This window comes from Acidovorax sp. HMWF018, assembly GCF_003061035.1.
GTDB classification, from domain to species: Bacteria; Pseudomonadota; Gammaproteobacteria; order Burkholderiales; family Burkholderiaceae_C; genus Acidovorax; species Acidovorax delafieldii.
Genome location: NZ_QAIM01000386.1, coordinates 2754 through 17499, shown reverse-complemented (window position 1 = coordinate 17499; position 14746 = coordinate 2754). Strand labels below are relative to the sequence as shown.

Genomic DNA, 14746 nt, shown 5'->3' with positions numbered 1-14746 from the left:
CTTCTCTGTTCCACAAGGTCGCCATCATGTCCCCCACCTCGCACTACGCCACCTGTGCTGGCTATGAAATCCACTACATGGAGTGGGGTGCGCGTGACGCGCCGGTGGTGATTGCATGGCATGGTCTTGCGCGCACCGGGCGCGACATGGACGAGCTGGCCGCGCACCTGGCACCGCGCTACCGCGTGATCTGCCCCGACACCCTGGGCCGGGGCCTGAGCCAGTGGGCGCGCGCGCCGCACGACGAGTACCGCCTGTCGTTCTACGCGCGCATTGCGGCCAGCCTGTTTGACCAGTTGGGGATCGAGAAAGCGCACTGGGTGGGCACGTCGATGGGTGGAGCCATCGGCACGGTGTGCGCATCGGGTCTGTTCGAGCCGCAGCTCAAGGGCCGCATCACCAGCCTGCTGCTCAACGACAACGCACCGCGCCTGGCCGATGCCGCGCTGGAGCGCATCAAGGCCTACGCGGGCCACCCGCCGGCGTTCGATACGGTGATGGAGCTGGAGGCGTTCTTCAGGCAGGTGTACAAGCCTTACGGCTGGCTGAGCGACGCGCAGTGGCGTCGGCTGACCGAGAGCAGCACGCGCCGCCTTGCCGACGGACGTGTGACGCCGCACTACGACCCCGCCATGGTGCAGCAGTTCACACACCATGCCAATGACTACCTGATCTGGGACCACTACGACGCGCTCAGCATTCCAGTGCTGTGCCTGCGCGGGGCGGAGTCTGACCTGGTGCTCCCGGATGTCACCGCCGAAATGCTCACCCGCGGCCCGGGTGCCCGGGGGCTGGCCCAGGTGGTCGAGGTGCCCGGTTGCGGCCATGCGCCAGCACTGAACGTGCCCGAGCATTTCGCACTGGTAGACGGGTTTTTGGCTCGGGCGGGGTGACGCGACTGGCGGTACATTGGCTCCAACTGTTTGTTGCCTACCGCCATGAAACCGTTCTTGTTGATCGCCTCGCATTTGCTCACCCTGGCTGTGGGGTTCGCTGCGGGTGTGTACTGGTTGCCGATCCTGATCGCGCCCGCAGCCCCTACGCTGCAGGAGGTGCAGGCAAGCCTGCCCACGGCAGCATGGAAAGCCACCTTTCGCCGCGATCTGAAGGACAGCGACGCCCTGCACTGGGGCGAGGGCGTGGTGTCGATTGGCCCACAAGCCATCAGCCTGGCAGGCAAGCTGGCACCGGGGCCCGACTACAAGCTGTACCTGTCGCCTGCGTTTGTGGAGACAGAGGCGGACTTTCAGCGTCTCAAGCCACAAATGCTGCGGGTGGGGGATGTGAAGACGTTTAACAACTTCATCGTTCCGGTGCCGCAGGGCGTGGACCCCGCACGGTTCAACACCGTGATCGTGTGGTGTGAGACCTTCGGCCAGTTCATCACGGCCGCGCAGTACCGGTAGAACGACTGTTCAAGGTCATGCCAGGTGTGTGCAAGTGCTCTGCCGGAAGGCGTGGAGCCACGAAGGGGTAATGGGCGCCCCGGCTAGTGGCATGTGCATCAGCCCATGCGGGGCGTCCAGGGCATCCACGCCCCCCGATTGCACTGCCCGCTGATGTCGGAAAAGGCGTTCAGGCGCCCAGCTGCGCCAGCGCGGCTTGCAACCCGGCGAGTCCGCCCACACGCTGGTCATTGATGAAAATTTGTGGCATCTGCCGCACCGATGGCCCGCACTTGGCATAGAACGCCAGGCGCTCGGTTTCGTCATCGATCTTGATTTCCTCGTAGGGCAGGGAGCGGGATTTGAGCAGCATCTTGGCCGACTCGCACTGCGGGCAGGCAGACTTGGAATACACAGTGATTTGAAGGGTCATGGTGCGAGTTTACGGGGCGTGGAGTGGGTCATGAGACCGCGCCGACCTCAGGCTTGTGCCGTTGCTGTGGTGGAGTGGTTTACTATTCGGTTTGTTTTGTGACTGATTGGTAATTTATGGCTCTGCTATTTCCTTGGGTCCGCCGTTCGGTGCTGCTTTTAGCGGTGTCTTTTGTCGTGGCCTTGGTGGGCTGCTCATCCACCACGCCGCCTCCCGGTGTCACCCCCGTCACCCCGTTTGATCTGGCCCGGTATGAAGGCCGCTGGTACGAGGTGGCGCGGCTCGACCATTCTTTCGAGCGCGGCATGACGGACGTGAGCGCCACCTACCAGCGCCAGGCGGATGGCAGCGTGCGTGTGCTCAATCGCGGTTTTGATACGGGCAAGGGCGATTGGCGCCAGGCGGAGGGCAAAGCCAAGTTCACCGGCGACACCAACACCGCCTCGCTCAAGGTCTCGTTCTTTGGCCCGTTCTACGGCGGCTACCACGTGGCCGCGCTGGATGCCGATTACCAATGGGCGCTGGTGGTAGGCCCGGACCGCAGCTACAGCTGGATCCTGTCACGGACGAAGCAGCTGCAGCCTGCTGTGCGCGAGCAACTTTTGGCCCGCGCACAGGCATTGGGCATCGATACCCAGGCGCTGATCTGGGTAGCCCAAGAACGCACCGACCCGCAGCCATGAGTGTTTTGACGATGTCACAACCCATCGCCGTCATCGGTGCAGGTCTGGCGGGCCTATCGTGTGCACAGGCGCTGCTGCAGGCGGGACATACGGTGCATGTTTTCGACAAGAGTCGGGGGCCGTCGGGCCGCATGAGCACTCGGCGCGCGGAGGACCAAAGCGGCCCCTGGCAGTGCGACCACGGCGCGCAGTATTTCACCGCACGTGACGCCGCTTTTCGCTCAGAAGTTGCCCGGTGGCAGCAGGCCGGTGTGGCCGCCCCATGGGGCGCACGCCTGGCAAGTTTTGATGGCACGGCGTGGACCACCCCGCACACGCCCCTTGAGCGTTTTGTGGGCACACCCCGCATGACATCGCCCGCTGCTTGGCTGGTGCAGGGCCTGGCACAGGCCGGCGAGCGCGCCCACACCCAGTGGCAGACCACCGTGCATCGGCTGGAGCGGCACCCCGAAGGATGGTCCATCACTTGCGCAGAGCAGGGGCTGCATGCGCAGCGCTACCGCGCTGTGCTGTTGGCTGTGCCCGCGCCTCAGGTGGCGCCGCTGTTAGCCCAGGTGGCCCCCGTCGGCGCTGCGGTCGCAGTCAGTGCCCGCATGCGGGGCAGCTGGGCCGTCATGTTGCGTTATGCCTCGCCTGTGGCCTTGCCGTGGGACGGCGCCTTCATCAACACCGGCCCGCTGCGCTGGGTGGCGCGTGATACCAGCAAGCCCGGCCGTACGGGGCCAGAAACGTGGCTTTTGCACGCCAGTGCCGAGTGGAGCGAGGCGCATATCGAAGACAGCGCGGACAGCGTCACCGCTGCCTTGCTCGCCGCCTTTGCGGCCCTGGGCGGCCCCACACCCCTGGCTGCCACGGCGCACCGTTGGCGCTATGCGGATACCGAACCCGCACTGACCTTGGGCTGCTGGTGGGACGCCAATGCCCGCCTGGGGCTGTGTGGTGACTGGCTGAATGGCGGCAAGGTCGAGGGCGCCTGGCTCAGCGGCCTGGCGCTGGCGCGACAGGTCGCAGCCGCCTGATCTGTGCGCACAGGGCTTGTGCCATGAGCTACACCGTGGTCTGGTTCAAGCGTGACTTGCGCGTGCACGACCACGCCCCGCTGCAGCACGCCGCCGCCCAGGGCCCGGTGCTGTGTCTGTATGTCGTCGAGCCCAGCCTGTGGGCGCAGCCTGATGCCGCCCTGCAGCACTACCACTTTCTGCAAGAAAGCCTGCACGACCTGGCCCTGGCCCTGCAACGGCGCGGCGCCACGCTTCAGGTGGCCGTGGGCGAGATGGTGGACGTACTGGCCCGCCTGCATGCACTGGCCCCGTTCCACACTCTTGTGGCGCACGAAGAAACCGGCAACGCCCACACCTATTCCCGCGACTTGGCGGTGGGCCGGTGGTGCCGCACGCAGGGCGTGGCATGGCGCGAATGGCCGCAGCACGGCGTGGTGCGCCGCCTGCGTTCACGCGATGATTGGCAGGGACACTGGCAGGCCCACATGCACGCACCGGTGGTGCTCGCCCCCGGGCCTGATCTCTTGCAGGCCCGTACGTTGCCGTGGCCTGCACAGCCCTGGCCCAGCGGGGCTGAACTGGGCCTGCCCGCGCATGACCCACCCCAGCGCCAGCGCGGGGGGCGCAAAGAAGGCCTGCGCGTGCTGCAAGACTTTTTGGCGGAGCGCAGCCAGGGCTACCGTGGCGGCATCTCGTCGCCGCTGACAGCGCCCAGCGCCTGCTCGCGCCTGTCGCCCTACCTGGCATTGGGTTGCCTGGGCATGCGCGAGGTGGTGCAGGCCACCCAGCGGCGCCAGCAGCAACTCAAGGCCAGCACTGACTTTGGAGCTGCGTGGCAGCGCAAAGGCTTGACGGCCTTCATGAGCCGCCTGCATTGGCATTGCCATTTCATCCAGAAGCTTGAATCGGAACCCGCACTGGAGCACCACAACCTGCACCAGGGCTACAACGGCCTGCGCGAAGCGGAATGGAACCCCGCTCACTTCGAGGCCCTGGTGGCTGGGCGCACCGGCTGGCCCATGGTCGATGCCTGCGTGGCGATGCTGCGCGAGACGGGATGGGTCAACTTTCGCATGCGGGCCATGCTGGTGTCGGTGGCCTCGTACCCGCTGTGGCTGCACTGGCGGCCCGTGGGCGAATGGCTGGCCCGCCAGTTTCTGGACTACGAGCCCGGCATCCACTGGAGTCAGATGCAAATGCAGGCGGGCACCACCGGCATCAATACCACCCGCGTCTATAACCCCATCAAGCAGGCGCAAGACCACGACCCCCACGGCCACTTTGTGCGCCAGTGGCTGCCCGCCTTGCGCCGCGTGCCCGATGCCTGGCTGCTGGAGCCCTGGCGCATGCCGCCCGATGTGCAGGCCCGCTGCGGCGTGCGCGTGGGCCACGACATTGCCGTGCCGCTAGTGGAGTTGGACACCGCCACCCGCACCGCCAAGGCCCGCGTGCACGGCCTGCGCGCCCAGCCCGCCGTGCGCGCCGCCCAGGCCGCGATTGTGGAAAAGCACGGCTCCCGCCAGTTTCGCGATGGAGGCGGCCCCCAGGCACGCGCCCGGGCTCGCGCACGCAACGCCGCCCAGCACCCCCAGCAGCAAACCCTGGACTTTTGAACCATGCGCATGCGCAAAAAATCCGACCTGCCGCAAAAGACCTGCCAACACTGCGGCCTGCCTTTTACCTGGCGCAAGAAGTGGGAGAAGGTTTGGGACGAGGTGAAGTACTGCTCCGACCGCTGCCGCAGCGAACGCAAACGCACCGACAAGGCCGCAGGGGAGGGCGCTGCATGAGCACCGCGCTGTTCTGGTTTCGTAACGACTTGCGCCTGCACGACCAACCCGCGCTGCGTTCAGCCCTCACCAGCGGTGCCACGCACCTGCTACCCGTGGTGTGCTTGCCTGCGCCTGATGAATCCACACCCTGGGGCTTTGCCCGCGTGGGCGCGCACCGCCGCGCCTTCACCGCCGCTGCGCTGCGCGGGCTGCATCAACAAACGAGCGCTCTGGGCAACCCACTGCTCATCTGCCAGGCACCGCCTGCCACCGCCTTGCCCCAACTGGCCCAGGCCGTGGGTGCCACCACCGTGGTGTGTGAAGACATTGCCGCCCCCTACGAACAGGCCGAGGTGGCCGCACTGCGCGCAGCAGGTCTGCAGGTGCGCGCTGTATGGCACAGCAGCTTGCTGCCCCCGGCGCGCATGCCCTGGCTTGCGGACCAGCTACCGGGTGTGTTCACCAGCTTTCGCCAGAAGGTAGAGCGCGCAGGCATTACCCCCGCCGCACCATTGCCGCTACCGACCAAACTGCCCCCGCCACCCGATGTACCTGCCTCCGTGCTGCAGGTAGCGGGCGCAGAGCAGGGCACCGCAGCCATCCTGCAACCCGCGCCGCCGCAGGGCAGCGATGCCCGCTCATCCTTCCCCTACGGCACCGCTGCCTTTGATGGCAGCGAGGCCGCTGCGCTGGCCCACCTCGCGCAGTACCTGGCCCGCAAGTTGCCCCACAGCTACAAGGACACGCGCAACGGGCTCACGGGGCTGGATTACTCCAGCAAGTTCTCTCCCTGGTTGGCTACGGGCGCGCTGTCTCCGCGCCAGATCTATGCCGATCTGAAAAATTTCGAGCGCGACCACGGCGCCAATGACGGCACCTACTGGCTGTGGTTTGAGCTGCTGTGGCGCGATTACTTCCGGCTGCTGCACCTGCAATACGGTGCAGCGCTGTACCGGGCGCGCGGGCTGTCAGAACTGCCGCCCGCCCCGCACAACCCGCGCGGTTTTGATCGCTGGTGCCGGGGCGATACGGGCCAGCCCCTGGTCGATGCCGCCATGCGCGAACTGGCTACCACCGGCTACCTCAGCAACCGCCTGCGCCAGGTGGTGGCCAGCTACCTCATCTACGACCTGCGGGGCGACTGGCGCGCGGGCGCGGCGTGGTTTGAATCGCAACTGGTGGACTACGACGTGTACAGCAACCAGGCCAACTGGCTCTACATCGCCGGGCGCGGCACCGACCCGCGCGGGGGGCGGCGCTTCAACCCCACCAAGCAGGCGCAAGACCACGATGCCGACGGCAGCTACCGCCGCCTATGGGGCACGGCATGAGCACGCCACAACCCTCTACCCCACAGCGTGCCCACACGCTTCGCCTGCTTCTGGGCGACCAGCTCAACCCCGAGCATTCATGGTTTGCCACGCCGGACGAAGGCGTGGTCTACGTGCTGATGGAAGTGCGGCAAGAGACCGACTACGTGCTGCACCACGCACAAAAAATCCTCGCCATCTTTGCCGGCATGCGCGACCTGGCCCGCCACCTGCGCGAGGCCGGGCACCGCGTGCGCTATGTGGCGATTGACGACGCCAGCAACCGCCAGTCGATGCCCGACAACCTGGCCGCCCTCATGCCCCACTACGGCGCGCGTACGCTGCAATACCAGCACCCCGACGAATGGCGGCTGGACGAGCAGCTGCGCACCTGGGGTGCAGAGCAAGCCTTTGCCGTGCAGGCCGTCAGCAGCGAACACTTCTATACCACCCGCACCGAAGTGGCCGAGGTGTTCCAAGGTCGCAAACAGTGGCTCATGGAGCACTTCTACCGCCGCATGCGCCAGCGCCACAGCGTGCTGATCGACGCAGCGGCTGAGCCCGAAGGTGGGCAGTGGAACTACGACCACGACAACCGCAAGCCCTGGCCCGGCACACCCGCGCTGCCGCCCGATGCCCGCCCCACGCACGACCACAGCGCCCTGTGGGCCACCATTCAGGCCGCTGGCGTGCAAAGCTTTGGCAACCCGCAGGCCCATGCGCTGCGATGGCCGCTGAACCGGGCCGAGGCACTGGTGTGGCTCGACCACTTCATCACCACTACGCTGCCGCACTTTGGCGCGTATGAAGACGCGATGAGCACGCGCAGCAGCAGGCTCTTCCACTCCCTGCTGTCCTTCGCGCTCAACACCAAAATGCTGCGCCCGCACGAGGTGGTGCAGCGCGCCCAAGCCGCTTACCACGCAGGCACTGCGCCCGTGCCTGCGGTGGAGGGCTTCATCCGCCAGATCCTTGGCTGGCGCGAATATGTGCGCGGCATCTACTGGGCCCACATGCCCGGGTACGACGAGCGCAACGCCCTGGGCCACAGCACGCCGCTGCCGGAGTGGTTCTGGACGGGCAACACCCGCATGCGCTGCATGCAGCACGCCGTGGGCCAGTCGCTGGAGCATGCGTATGCCCACCACATCCAGCGCCTCATGGTCATCGGCAACTTTGCGCTGCTGGCGGGGCTCGACCCCGCCGCCGTGCACCGCTGGTACCTGGGCGTGTACATCGACGCCTTTGAATGGGTGGAAGTGCCCAACACCGTGGGCATGAGCCAGTTTGCCGACGGCGGCCTGCTCGCTACCAAACCCTATGTGAGTAGCGCTGCCTACATCGATCGCATGAGCGACTACTGCAGCGGATGCCACTACGACAAGAAGCAAAAAGTGGGTGAGCGCGCCTGCCCGTACAACGCGCTGTATTGGGACTTTTTTGCGCGCAATGAAGGCACGCTGGGCAACAACTTCCGCCTCGGCATGGTGTACCGCCAGTTGCAGAAGATGCAGGGCCCGCAACTCGATGCACTGCGCGAGCATGCGGCCAGCCTGCGCACGCGGCTGGACGCTCTGTAAAGCGCTTGCAGAAGCACCCAACGACACCCTCACCGCAGGACAGGACCGCGCCATGTCTCAAGCACAACCCACCGCAACGCCGTTCACTTCTTTGCAGTCGCTGCCTGATGGCTACCGCGCCCTGGTTATCGGCTCCACCGGCGCCATCGGCAGCGCCTTCCTCGCCCACCTGCAGGCCGATCCGCGCTGCGCCTTGGCCGTGGGCCTGGGCCGCCACACCCAGCCGGCCGTCGATTTGGACGACGAGGCCACCATCGCCGCAGCAGCCCAGCAGCTCAAGGCACAGGGACCATGGCACTGCATCATCCACGCCGCAGGCCTGCTGCACGGTCCCCACGGCATGCCTGAAAAGCGCCTGGGCCAGTTGAACTACGCGCAGATGGAGGCCACCTTCCGCACCAACACCTTCGGCCCCGCGCTGTTGTTGGCCCACTTTGCACCGCTGCTGCCCAAGCAGGGGCGCGGCTTGCTGGCGGTGCTGTCGGCCAAGGTGGGCAGCATTGGCGACAACCGCCTGGGCGGCTGGTACAGCTACCGCGCCAGCAAGGCCGCGCTCAACATGCTGGTCAAAACGGCGTCCATCGAAGTGGCCCGCACCCACCCGCAGGCCGTGCTGGTGGCGCTGCACCCGGGCACCGTCAACTCGGCCTTGTCGGCCCCTTTCAATGGCGCAGAAATAGGCCGTCCGGCGGCGGATGCGGCGGGCGACATGCTGCGGGTGCTGGATGGGCTCGCGCCCGAGGAGACGGGCAGCTTCTACGCCTACAGTGGCGCGCCACTCCCCTGGTAAGCGTGGCGCGCGGTGCTATGGTTTTGATACTGCTTGCGTACCAGCAGTAAGCGCTGTCGGGCCTTTTGCTCAAAGGCACGCCATGTGCCACTGTCCGTGCGCGACCGCCGTATTGCTTGCATGCAGAATGCCGCATGCATTCAACCCCATCGCCCGACACAACACCGGTTGCCTCCCACACCACGGCCGCAGCCGCGCCTGTGGCGCAGTGGGTAGAACGCCACTACGGCCTGCCCGTGCAGCAGTGCTACCTGATCCGCCGCAACCTCAATGACAACTACGCTGTGCGAACAGCGGACGGCAGCCGCTACGTGGCAAGGCTCTGCGCCATCCGACCGCGCGGTCCGTTCAACGTGGATTTTGAGCTGGCATTGTTGGCCCACTTGGAGTCGCAGGGCGTGGGTGTGGCCTCTCCGGTGTTGGCTGCGAACGGCACGACCAGCGTGACCCTTTCGTTCCCGGAGGGCCCTCGTGTGCTGGTCCTGTTCCGCCACTGCGAAGGCGCTGTGCCCGATACCCCCGAAGACCTGAACCTGACCGGCGCCACGCTGGCCCAGATTCACAGCGCCGCGCAAAGCTACACCGGCCCCGCAAGCCTCTACGTGCTGGACGGCCACCATCTGGCGGGCCGCACGCTGGACTACCTTGCCGCCCATCCCGAGCTGGCCCCCACCGTGCTGGATGCCTACCGCGAACTGATCCACCGCCTTCTGGGTGAGCTGGCGGATGTTGAAAGCACCTTGACCCGTGTGATGTGCCACGGCGACACCCATGGCTTCAACAACCATGTGTACACCGATGCCGAGGGAGTGCGCCGCGCCGCATTCTTCGATTTTGATGACGCCGGGCCAGGGTTCCTGGCCTATGACCTGTGTGTGTGGCTGTGGTCGAACCTGCCGCGCAAAGCCCCGATGGAGCCAGACGAAGCCTTGCTCAAGCGCTGGCAGCAGTACCTGGCTGGCTACCGCGCAGGCGGCGGCCATGTCACCGATGCTGACCTCGCCGCCCTGCCGCTCTTCGTGCAATTGAGGCACCTGTGGAACATGGGGGAGGGCGTGGCGCGTATCCACCACTGGGGTGCCAACATGATGTCTGCCGACTGGATCAAGAAGCAGCCGGATGTGATGGCCGCCTGGGCCCGCCTGGATTTGCCCGCTTGATGGGCCTGCACTGAGCCCTGATGCGTTGCGCAGGCACCCAGGCTCAGGTCATGTGGCGTGGGGCCACTGGATGCGTCAGTTGCTGCGCATCGCTGGGGTCTTGCTCCAGGCTGTACGGGACCGAGAGAAAGGCCACGCTGAACACAAAAAACAGCGTGGCGGACACGGCCCGGGCGATAGGGAGCACAAAGTTCTTGAGGTCGGTGTTCATGGTGGTTCCTGCAGCGGCTAGAGGTGGAGAAGGGGCGGGGTCAGATGCCGCCTTGACCCTTGCCGCCATGTTGTCGGTGCCAGGCTGAACGGGCGCTGAACAGGTGCTGGGCGGCGCTTGCCCACCGCCTACTTGTAGTTCTCCCGGCGCTCCCCAAACTCCCTCACCCGCTTGCGCCACGCCCTGTAGCTGCCCGGCGCCAGGTGCGTGCGCATCAGCACCTTGACTTGATCGTGGTGCAGACCATGGACGGCGCGGATCTGCGCAAAGCTCACGTGGTCGCTCAGCGCCATCTGGATGATCTCGCCCACGGTGGCGGCGCCCAGCGGCGCGCTCGGGTGGGTGCTCGGCAAGTCGGCGGCGCGCGGTGTGGTCATGGTCGGTGTGTTCAGGTGGTGGCGCGAGGGTAGTGCGCCTGCTTTCACCTTGCGCTGCGGTGGCCCTTTCACTCTTGCCATGCAAGCCCTTCCCACCCCTTGGTGCGGGCGCTCAGCGGTCTAACGACAGCCCCTCGGCCAGCGCCTCAAACACCACCCGAATCCGTCGCGATGTGCGCAGCTCGCGGTGCGACACCAGCCAGACGGGAAAACGCACTGGCGCCACATCGTCCAGCACGCGGACGATGCCCGGCGTTTCGCGGGCGATCTCGTCCATCATGGCGCCAATGCCCATGCCCTGGCGCACCAGCGCCCAGTGGGCGGCGGTGTGGTCGGCGTAGCAGGTGAAGTTGTCTTCGCTCAGGCTCAAACCGTACTGACGCAGATACGCGAGGTACTGGCCGTTGCGGTCTGAACCCACAAACTCCGCATTCACAGCGTCCTCAGCGCTGCGCGGGTGGCCGTGGGCCTGCACCCAGCTCTCCGACGCGTAAAAGCAAGCCCGGGCCTCGCGCACCAGGCGGGCGATCAGCTCGGGCTGCTCGGGCTGAACGTGGCGGATGGCAATGTCGGCCTCGCGGCGCAGCAGGTCGCTCAGCGCGTTGGAGGCGATGACTTCCACGGCAATGCCTGGCTCCTGTGCCCGCAAGCGTTGCAGGATGGGGGGCAGCAAGTGCGTCGCCACTACATCGGTGGCTGACACCGACACCACGCCCCCCACCGCCTGCGACCGCCCACTGGCGGCCAGGCCCAGGGCCTCTGCAGCAGTGCCCATGGCGCGGGCGTGTTCCAGCAGGTCCAGCCCGGTGGGCGTGAGCACCATGGATTTGCCCACGCGCTCGAACAGCGTCACGCCCATCTGCTGCTCAATGGCCGCCACCTGCCGGCTCAGCGTGGGCTGGGTGAGGCCCAGCTTGCGTGCGGCGGCCGACAGCGAGCCGGTTTGCGCCGTTTGCAAAAAAGCCTTCAGTTGGTTCCAGTCGAGGTTATCCATGCGTAAACGTATATGTTCACTGCAATTTACCGCAGTTTCCTGAGCTTCAATGCATGGATAGCATCTGGGCTCTGTACCTCGCTGCTTCAGCACTTCACCCGGTCTGCACACCATGTCGTCTTCTGCCATTGCTCCCGTCTCCCGCGCATTGCCCTCCGCCGCCACCCCGCCGGCTGCGTCAGCCAAAGCGCGCTTCTGGGACCGCATTGCACCCAAGTACGCCGCCGACCCCATTGCCGACCTGGCAGGGTATGAAGCCACCTTGCAGCGCGTGCAAGGCCTGCTGTCGCCCCAGCATGACGTGCTGGAGATTGGCTGCGGCACAGGCAGCACGGCGCTGCGCCTGGCGCCATTCACCCGCAGCCTGCTGGCCACCGATGTGTCGTCGCAGATGATCGCCATCGCCCACCAGCGGCTGGCCGCGCAACCGTCAGCAGCCCTACGCTTCGCCGTGGCCGACGCAGAGGCCATGGCCCCAGGGCCAGAGGTGTACGACGCGGTGCTGGCTTTCAATGTGCTGCACCTGATGAGTGATCTGGACGACGCGCTCAGGCAACTGGTAAAGGTGCTGCGCCCGGGGGGGCTGCTGATCTCCAAGACCGCCTGCATCGCAGAGATGAACCCGCTGATCCCCTACCTGGCCGTGCCCCTGATGCGCGCCATCGGCAAGGCCCCTCCGGTGCTGTCCTTTGACGAACAGCGGCTCCGTTCAGCCATGGTGCAGCAGGGCCTGCAAATCGTCTGCACCGAGCGGCACGGCACGCGCGGCAAGGACATCCGCGCCTTCATCGTGGCCCGCAAACCGGGCTGAGTTTTACCCACCCACTTCAACACAGGCTGGCGGCTTTAAAAGGCCGCCGGGCGGAGCCTTGCCCACGGATGTGTTGTCGGTCCCCTGCGTTCATCCCATGCGCCGCAGAAGGGGCCCCAGATATGCGATTTGCTGCGGCCCTGCCGTCATCACCCATCTTGTTGCACACACGGTTTCGCTCGCTCACCCACCAACTCCCATCACTGCCACTCACACCATGACCCATCGCAACCACCCCCTGTCTCTCAAGCTCGTCGCTGGCCTCGTCGCCGCTGTGGCGTTCCTCACCGGCTGCGCGTCCACCCTCGACCAGGCGGGGCTGGAGCAGCGCACTGCGCAAGCCATTGGCCGCACGGCAGGCCAGTTCACCATCACCGACCGGCAGGAGGAAACCGGCGGCCGCATCAACTACACCGTCAACACCCGCGACGGCGCCAGCTACCGGTGCTACCTGTACGGCGCAACGGGCTTTCAGAAGGCCATGAGCTTCGGCCAGACTCCACATTCCGACGCCGTCTGCACCGCCATGGTGGGCGGCGCGGGCACTGGTGGCGCCCAGGCACCGGCAGCAGCCGCTCAGCCACAGGGCCGCGCTGCGCCCAAGGAATGCAATGCACTGCTGCGCACGGCGGGCCGCTGCTAAGAGCGGCTAACAAAACTCTTCTGGCGTCGTTGCTGTGTCTTGTCGTACTGCTCGTACTGCCTGCGACACAGCGCCTGGCCAGAACCGCTTCGCTGAGCTTTGTTAGCCGCTCTCAATGGCACCGCGCTGCTTTGGCCTGCGGGCCATGAACCTGTATGCAAAGGACTTGAGACCATGAACCGATGGCACTGGGCCAGCCTGCTGCTGGCAGTCTGCTTGAGCGGTTGCGCCAGCTTGCCCGGCGCCACCATCGACACGGTGGACGGGCGCACGGTGGAGTACGTGCAGGCGGGGCAGGGCACACCCGTGGTGGTGTTCGAGAACGGCCTGGGCGCCCGGCTGGACTGGTGGTCCAAGGTCTGGCCCGACACCGTGGCAGAAACCCGCGCGCTGGCCTACAACCGCGCGGGCTACGGCCGCAGCGATGCGTCCCCCCAGCCGCGCGATGGGGCGCAGGTGGTGCAAGAGCTGCGGGCATTGCTCAGGGCCCGCCAGCTACCGCCGCCCTATGTGCTGGTCGGCCACTCGCTGGGTGGCTTGTACATGCAGCTGTATGCGCGCCAATACCCCGCCGAGGTGGCTGCGCTGGTGCTGGTGGACTCCACCCACCCCGAGCAGATGCGAGGCGCTGGCAACCCCGACCTGTGGCCGACATGGCTAAAAGTGGCCTTCCGCCTGGGCACCTCTGACGTGGTCAAACAAGAGCTGGCAGCGCTGGACGCCACCGGGCAGCGCGTCGTCAGCCTGCCGGTGGACCCAACCCTGCCCGTGTTTGTGCTGAGCGCACTGCAAACCCCCGGGGCTTCTTCTGCGCTGGCCGAAGAGGTGCGCCAAAAACGCGCCGACTTCACCCACCTCTACCCCGGCTCCACCCAGGAGTGGGTGGACAGCGGGCACGGCATTCCGCTGGAGAAGCCCGAGGCCGTGGTCAGCGCAATTCGCGCAGCATTGCAGGCCGCCCGCGCGCTTCGCTGAAGGCGGAGGCGGCCACGCCTGTGGCAATTTCATCGTGGCGCGCCGGCCAGACCCCGTGCCAGAATGAAACGATGAGCACCACCACCACCTCCTTCCAGTCCAACGCAGACGGCACCCAGGTCACCACCTACACCTGGGCCCAAACCCCGGGCCAACCCGTGGGCGTCGTTCAAATCTCCCACGGCCTTGCCGAGCATGGCGAGCGCTACGACCGCTTTGCGCGGGCCCTCAACGCCGCAGGCTTCATCGTCCACGCCGTGGACCATCGCGGCCACGGGCGCACGGCAGGTGGCAAGCTGGGCGACTTTGGCAGCGCAGGCTTCAGCGGCCTCATTGCCGACGTGGCCCAGTTCGGCGCACTGCTGCGTGCGCAGCACGGGCCGCAACTGCCCGTGTTCCTGTTCGGCCACTCCATGGGCTCGTTCGCAGCGCAGGCGGCCATCCTGGACGATTCATCGATTTGGTCCGGCGTCATCCTGTCAGGTTCCACCGCCCTTGACCTGCTCGCCGCCGCCATGGCCAATGCGCCCGCTGACGCGCCCGCAGGGCTCGCGGCCTTCAACGCAGGCTTTGAACACCGCACCGGCTACGAATGGCTGTCGCGCGACGCCGCAGAGGTCG

The 14746-nt window shown here is 66.4% G+C and carries 18 protein-coding genes; 14 read left to right on the top strand and 4 right to left on the bottom strand.

All coding sequences use genetic code 11. The features are described from left to right. Positions 1 to 26: 26 nt before the first annotated feature. Together DBR23_RS15190 and DBR23_RS15185 are read left to right on the top strand one after the other, a co-directional pair. Complete coding sequence (locus DBR23_RS15190) at positions 27 to 893, top strand: alpha/beta fold hydrolase (protein ID WP_056747092.1); 867 nt, start codon at positions 27 to 29, stop codon at positions 891 to 893. A 45-nt stretch (positions 894 to 938) separates the two neighbouring features. Then, the gene (locus DBR23_RS15185; RefSeq protein WP_056747093.1) at positions 939 to 1406 is read left to right on the top strand and encodes a DM13 domain-containing protein; all 468 of its coding nucleotides are present in this window, start codon (positions 939 to 941) and stop codon (positions 1404 to 1406) included. Positions 1407 to 1575: 169 nt separating this feature from the next. On the opposite strand, the gene DBR23_RS15180 is transcribed toward DBR23_RS15185, so the two are convergent. Then, complete coding sequence (locus DBR23_RS15180; protein ID WP_056747094.1) at positions 1576 to 1818, bottom strand: glutaredoxin; 243 nt, start codon at positions 1816 to 1818, stop codon at positions 1576 to 1578. A 116-nt stretch (positions 1819 to 1934) separates the two neighbouring features. On the opposite strand from DBR23_RS15180, the gene DBR23_RS15175 reads away from it, so the two are divergent. The 8 genes from DBR23_RS15175 (at position 1935) to DBR23_RS15140 (ending at position 10114) form a co-directional block, all read left to right on the top strand. After that, positions 1935 to 2501: a lipocalin family protein gene (locus DBR23_RS15175; protein ID WP_108498801.1), complete on the top strand. Its 567-nt coding sequence runs from the start codon at positions 1935 to 1937 to the stop codon at positions 2499 to 2501. A gap of 11 nt (positions 2502 to 2512) precedes the next feature. Next, positions 2513 to 3520: an NAD(P)/FAD-dependent oxidoreductase gene (locus DBR23_RS15170; protein ID WP_108498800.1), complete on the top strand. Its 1008-nt coding sequence runs from the start codon at positions 2513 to 2515 to the stop codon at positions 3518 to 3520. 23 nt (positions 3521 to 3543) lie between these two features. Continuing rightward, positions 3544 to 5115 carry a cryptochrome/deoxyribodipyrimidine photo-lyase family protein gene (locus DBR23_RS15165; RefSeq protein ID WP_108498799.1) on the top strand — a complete coding sequence of 524 codons (1572 nt, stop codon included), beginning with the start codon at positions 3544 to 3546 and terminating at the stop codon, positions 5113 to 5115. 3 nt (positions 5116 to 5118) lie between these two features. Continuing rightward, positions 5119 to 5292 (top strand): DUF2256 domain-containing protein, encoded by a 174-nt coding sequence (locus DBR23_RS32290; RefSeq protein ID WP_099730703.1) that lies wholly within the window; start codon positions 5119 to 5121, stop codon positions 5290 to 5292. Continuing rightward, entirely contained in the window at positions 5289 to 6605 is a 1317-nt protein-coding gene (locus tag DBR23_RS15155) for a DASH family cryptochrome (protein WP_108498798.1), read from the top strand. The genes DBR23_RS32290 and DBR23_RS15155 overlap by 4 nt, the downstream gene beginning before the upstream one ends. Further along, entirely contained in the window at positions 6602 to 8164 is a 1563-nt protein-coding gene (locus DBR23_RS15150; RefSeq protein WP_108498834.1) for a cryptochrome/photolyase family protein, read from the top strand. Before DBR23_RS15155 ends, DBR23_RS15150 begins: the two co-directional genes overlap by 4 nt. Before the next feature lie 52 nt (positions 8165 to 8216). Next, positions 8217 to 8954 carry an SDR family NAD(P)-dependent oxidoreductase gene (locus DBR23_RS15145; RefSeq protein ID WP_108498833.1) on the top strand — a complete coding sequence of 246 codons (738 nt, stop codon included), beginning with the start codon at positions 8217 to 8219 and terminating at the stop codon, positions 8952 to 8954. A gap of 134 nt (positions 8955 to 9088) precedes the next feature. After that, complete coding sequence (locus DBR23_RS15140; protein ID WP_108498797.1) at positions 9089 to 10114, top strand: phosphotransferase enzyme family protein; 1026 nt, start codon at positions 9089 to 9091, stop codon at positions 10112 to 10114. Between the two features lie 43 nt (positions 10115 to 10157). On the opposite strand, the gene DBR23_RS29670 is transcribed toward DBR23_RS15140, so the two are convergent. The 3 genes from DBR23_RS29670 to DBR23_RS15130 all read right to left on the bottom strand — a co-directional run bounded on the left by DBR23_RS29670 (position 10158) and on the right by DBR23_RS15130 (position 11696). Continuing rightward, complete coding sequence (locus DBR23_RS29670) at positions 10158 to 10325, bottom strand: hypothetical protein (protein ID WP_156379521.1); 168 nt, start codon at positions 10323 to 10325, stop codon at positions 10158 to 10160. A 128-nt stretch (positions 10326 to 10453) separates the two neighbouring features. Continuing rightward, the gene (locus tag DBR23_RS15135) at positions 10454 to 10702 is read right to left on the bottom strand and encodes a DUF2805 domain-containing protein (RefSeq protein ID WP_199227718.1); all 249 of its coding nucleotides are present in this window, start codon (positions 10700 to 10702) and stop codon (positions 10454 to 10456) included. A gap of 112 nt (positions 10703 to 10814) precedes the next feature. Beyond that, positions 10815 to 11696 carry a LysR family transcriptional regulator gene (locus tag DBR23_RS15130; RefSeq protein ID WP_056747102.1) on the bottom strand — a complete coding sequence of 294 codons (882 nt, stop codon included), beginning with the start codon at positions 11694 to 11696 and terminating at the stop codon, positions 10815 to 10817. A gap of 112 nt (positions 11697 to 11808) precedes the next feature. On the opposite strand from DBR23_RS15130, the gene DBR23_RS15125 reads away from it, so the two are divergent. The 4 genes from DBR23_RS15125 to DBR23_RS30755 form a co-directional block, all read left to right on the top strand. Next, on the top strand, positions 11809 to 12507 hold the full coding sequence (locus DBR23_RS15125) for a class I SAM-dependent methyltransferase (RefSeq protein WP_108498796.1): 699 nt from the start codon (positions 11809 to 11811) through the stop codon (positions 12505 to 12507). A 217-nt stretch (positions 12508 to 12724) separates the two neighbouring features. Continuing rightward, the gene (locus DBR23_RS15120) at positions 12725 to 13150 is read left to right on the top strand and encodes a hypothetical protein (RefSeq protein WP_108498795.1); all 426 of its coding nucleotides are present in this window, start codon (positions 12725 to 12727) and stop codon (positions 13148 to 13150) included. 174 nt (positions 13151 to 13324) lie between these two features. After that, positions 13325 to 14125: an alpha/beta fold hydrolase gene (locus tag DBR23_RS15115; protein WP_108498794.1), complete on the top strand. Its 801-nt coding sequence runs from the start codon at positions 13325 to 13327 to the stop codon at positions 14123 to 14125. A 71-nt stretch (positions 14126 to 14196) separates the two neighbouring features. Continuing rightward, on the top strand, positions 14197 to 14746 hold a 550-nt coding region (locus DBR23_RS30755), incomplete at its 3' end, for an alpha/beta fold hydrolase (protein ID WP_233250475.1).

What these genes read in the sequence shown, in the direction of transcription:
- DBR23_RS15190 (WP_056747092.1), top strand. Translation starts at nt 27, where the DNA reads ATGTCCCCCACCTCGCACTACGCCACCTGTGCTGGCTATGAAATCCAC.
- DBR23_RS15185 (WP_056747093.1), top strand. Translation starts at nt 939, where the DNA reads ATGAAACCGTTCTTGTTGATCGCCTCGCATTTGCTCACCCTGGCTGTG.
- DBR23_RS15180 (WP_056747094.1), bottom strand. Translation starts at nt 1,818, where the DNA reads ATGACCCTTCAAATCACTGTGTATTCCAAGTCTGCCTGCCCGCAGTGC.
- DBR23_RS15175 (WP_108498801.1), top strand. Translation starts at nt 1,935, where the DNA reads ATGGCTCTGCTATTTCCTTGGGTCCGCCGTTCGGTGCTGCTTTTAGCG.
- DBR23_RS15170 (WP_108498800.1), top strand. Translation starts at nt 2,513, where the DNA reads ATGTCACAACCCATCGCCGTCATCGGTGCAGGTCTGGCGGGCCTATCG.
- DBR23_RS15165 (WP_108498799.1), top strand. Translation starts at nt 3,544, where the DNA reads ATGAGCTACACCGTGGTCTGGTTCAAGCGTGACTTGCGCGTGCACGAC.
- DBR23_RS32290 (WP_099730703.1), top strand. Translation starts at nt 5,119, where the DNA reads ATGCGCATGCGCAAAAAATCCGACCTGCCGCAAAAGACCTGCCAACAC.
- DBR23_RS15155 (WP_108498798.1), top strand. Translation starts at nt 5,289, where the DNA reads ATGAGCACCGCGCTGTTCTGGTTTCGTAACGACTTGCGCCTGCACGAC.
- DBR23_RS15150 (WP_108498834.1), top strand. Translation starts at nt 6,602, where the DNA reads ATGAGCACGCCACAACCCTCTACCCCACAGCGTGCCCACACGCTTCGC.
- DBR23_RS15145 (WP_108498833.1), top strand. Translation starts at nt 8,217, where the DNA reads ATGTCTCAAGCACAACCCACCGCAACGCCGTTCACTTCTTTGCAGTCG.
- DBR23_RS15140 (WP_108498797.1), top strand. Translation starts at nt 9,089, where the DNA reads ATGCATTCAACCCCATCGCCCGACACAACACCGGTTGCCTCCCACACC.
- DBR23_RS29670 (WP_156379521.1), bottom strand. Translation starts at nt 10,325, where the DNA reads ATGAACACCGACCTCAAGAACTTTGTGCTCCCTATCGCCCGGGCCGTG.
- DBR23_RS15135 (WP_199227718.1), bottom strand. Translation starts at nt 10,702, where the DNA reads ATGACCACACCGCGCGCCGCCGACTTGCCGAGCACCCACCCGAGCGCG.
- DBR23_RS15130 (WP_056747102.1), bottom strand. Translation starts at nt 11,696, where the DNA reads ATGGATAACCTCGACTGGAACCAACTGAAGGCTTTTTTGCAAACGGCG.
- DBR23_RS15125 (WP_108498796.1), top strand. Translation starts at nt 11,809, where the DNA reads ATGTCGTCTTCTGCCATTGCTCCCGTCTCCCGCGCATTGCCCTCCGCC.
- DBR23_RS15120 (WP_108498795.1), top strand. Translation starts at nt 12,725, where the DNA reads ATGACCCATCGCAACCACCCCCTGTCTCTCAAGCTCGTCGCTGGCCTC.
- DBR23_RS15115 (WP_108498794.1), top strand. Translation starts at nt 13,325, where the DNA reads ATGAACCGATGGCACTGGGCCAGCCTGCTGCTGGCAGTCTGCTTGAGC.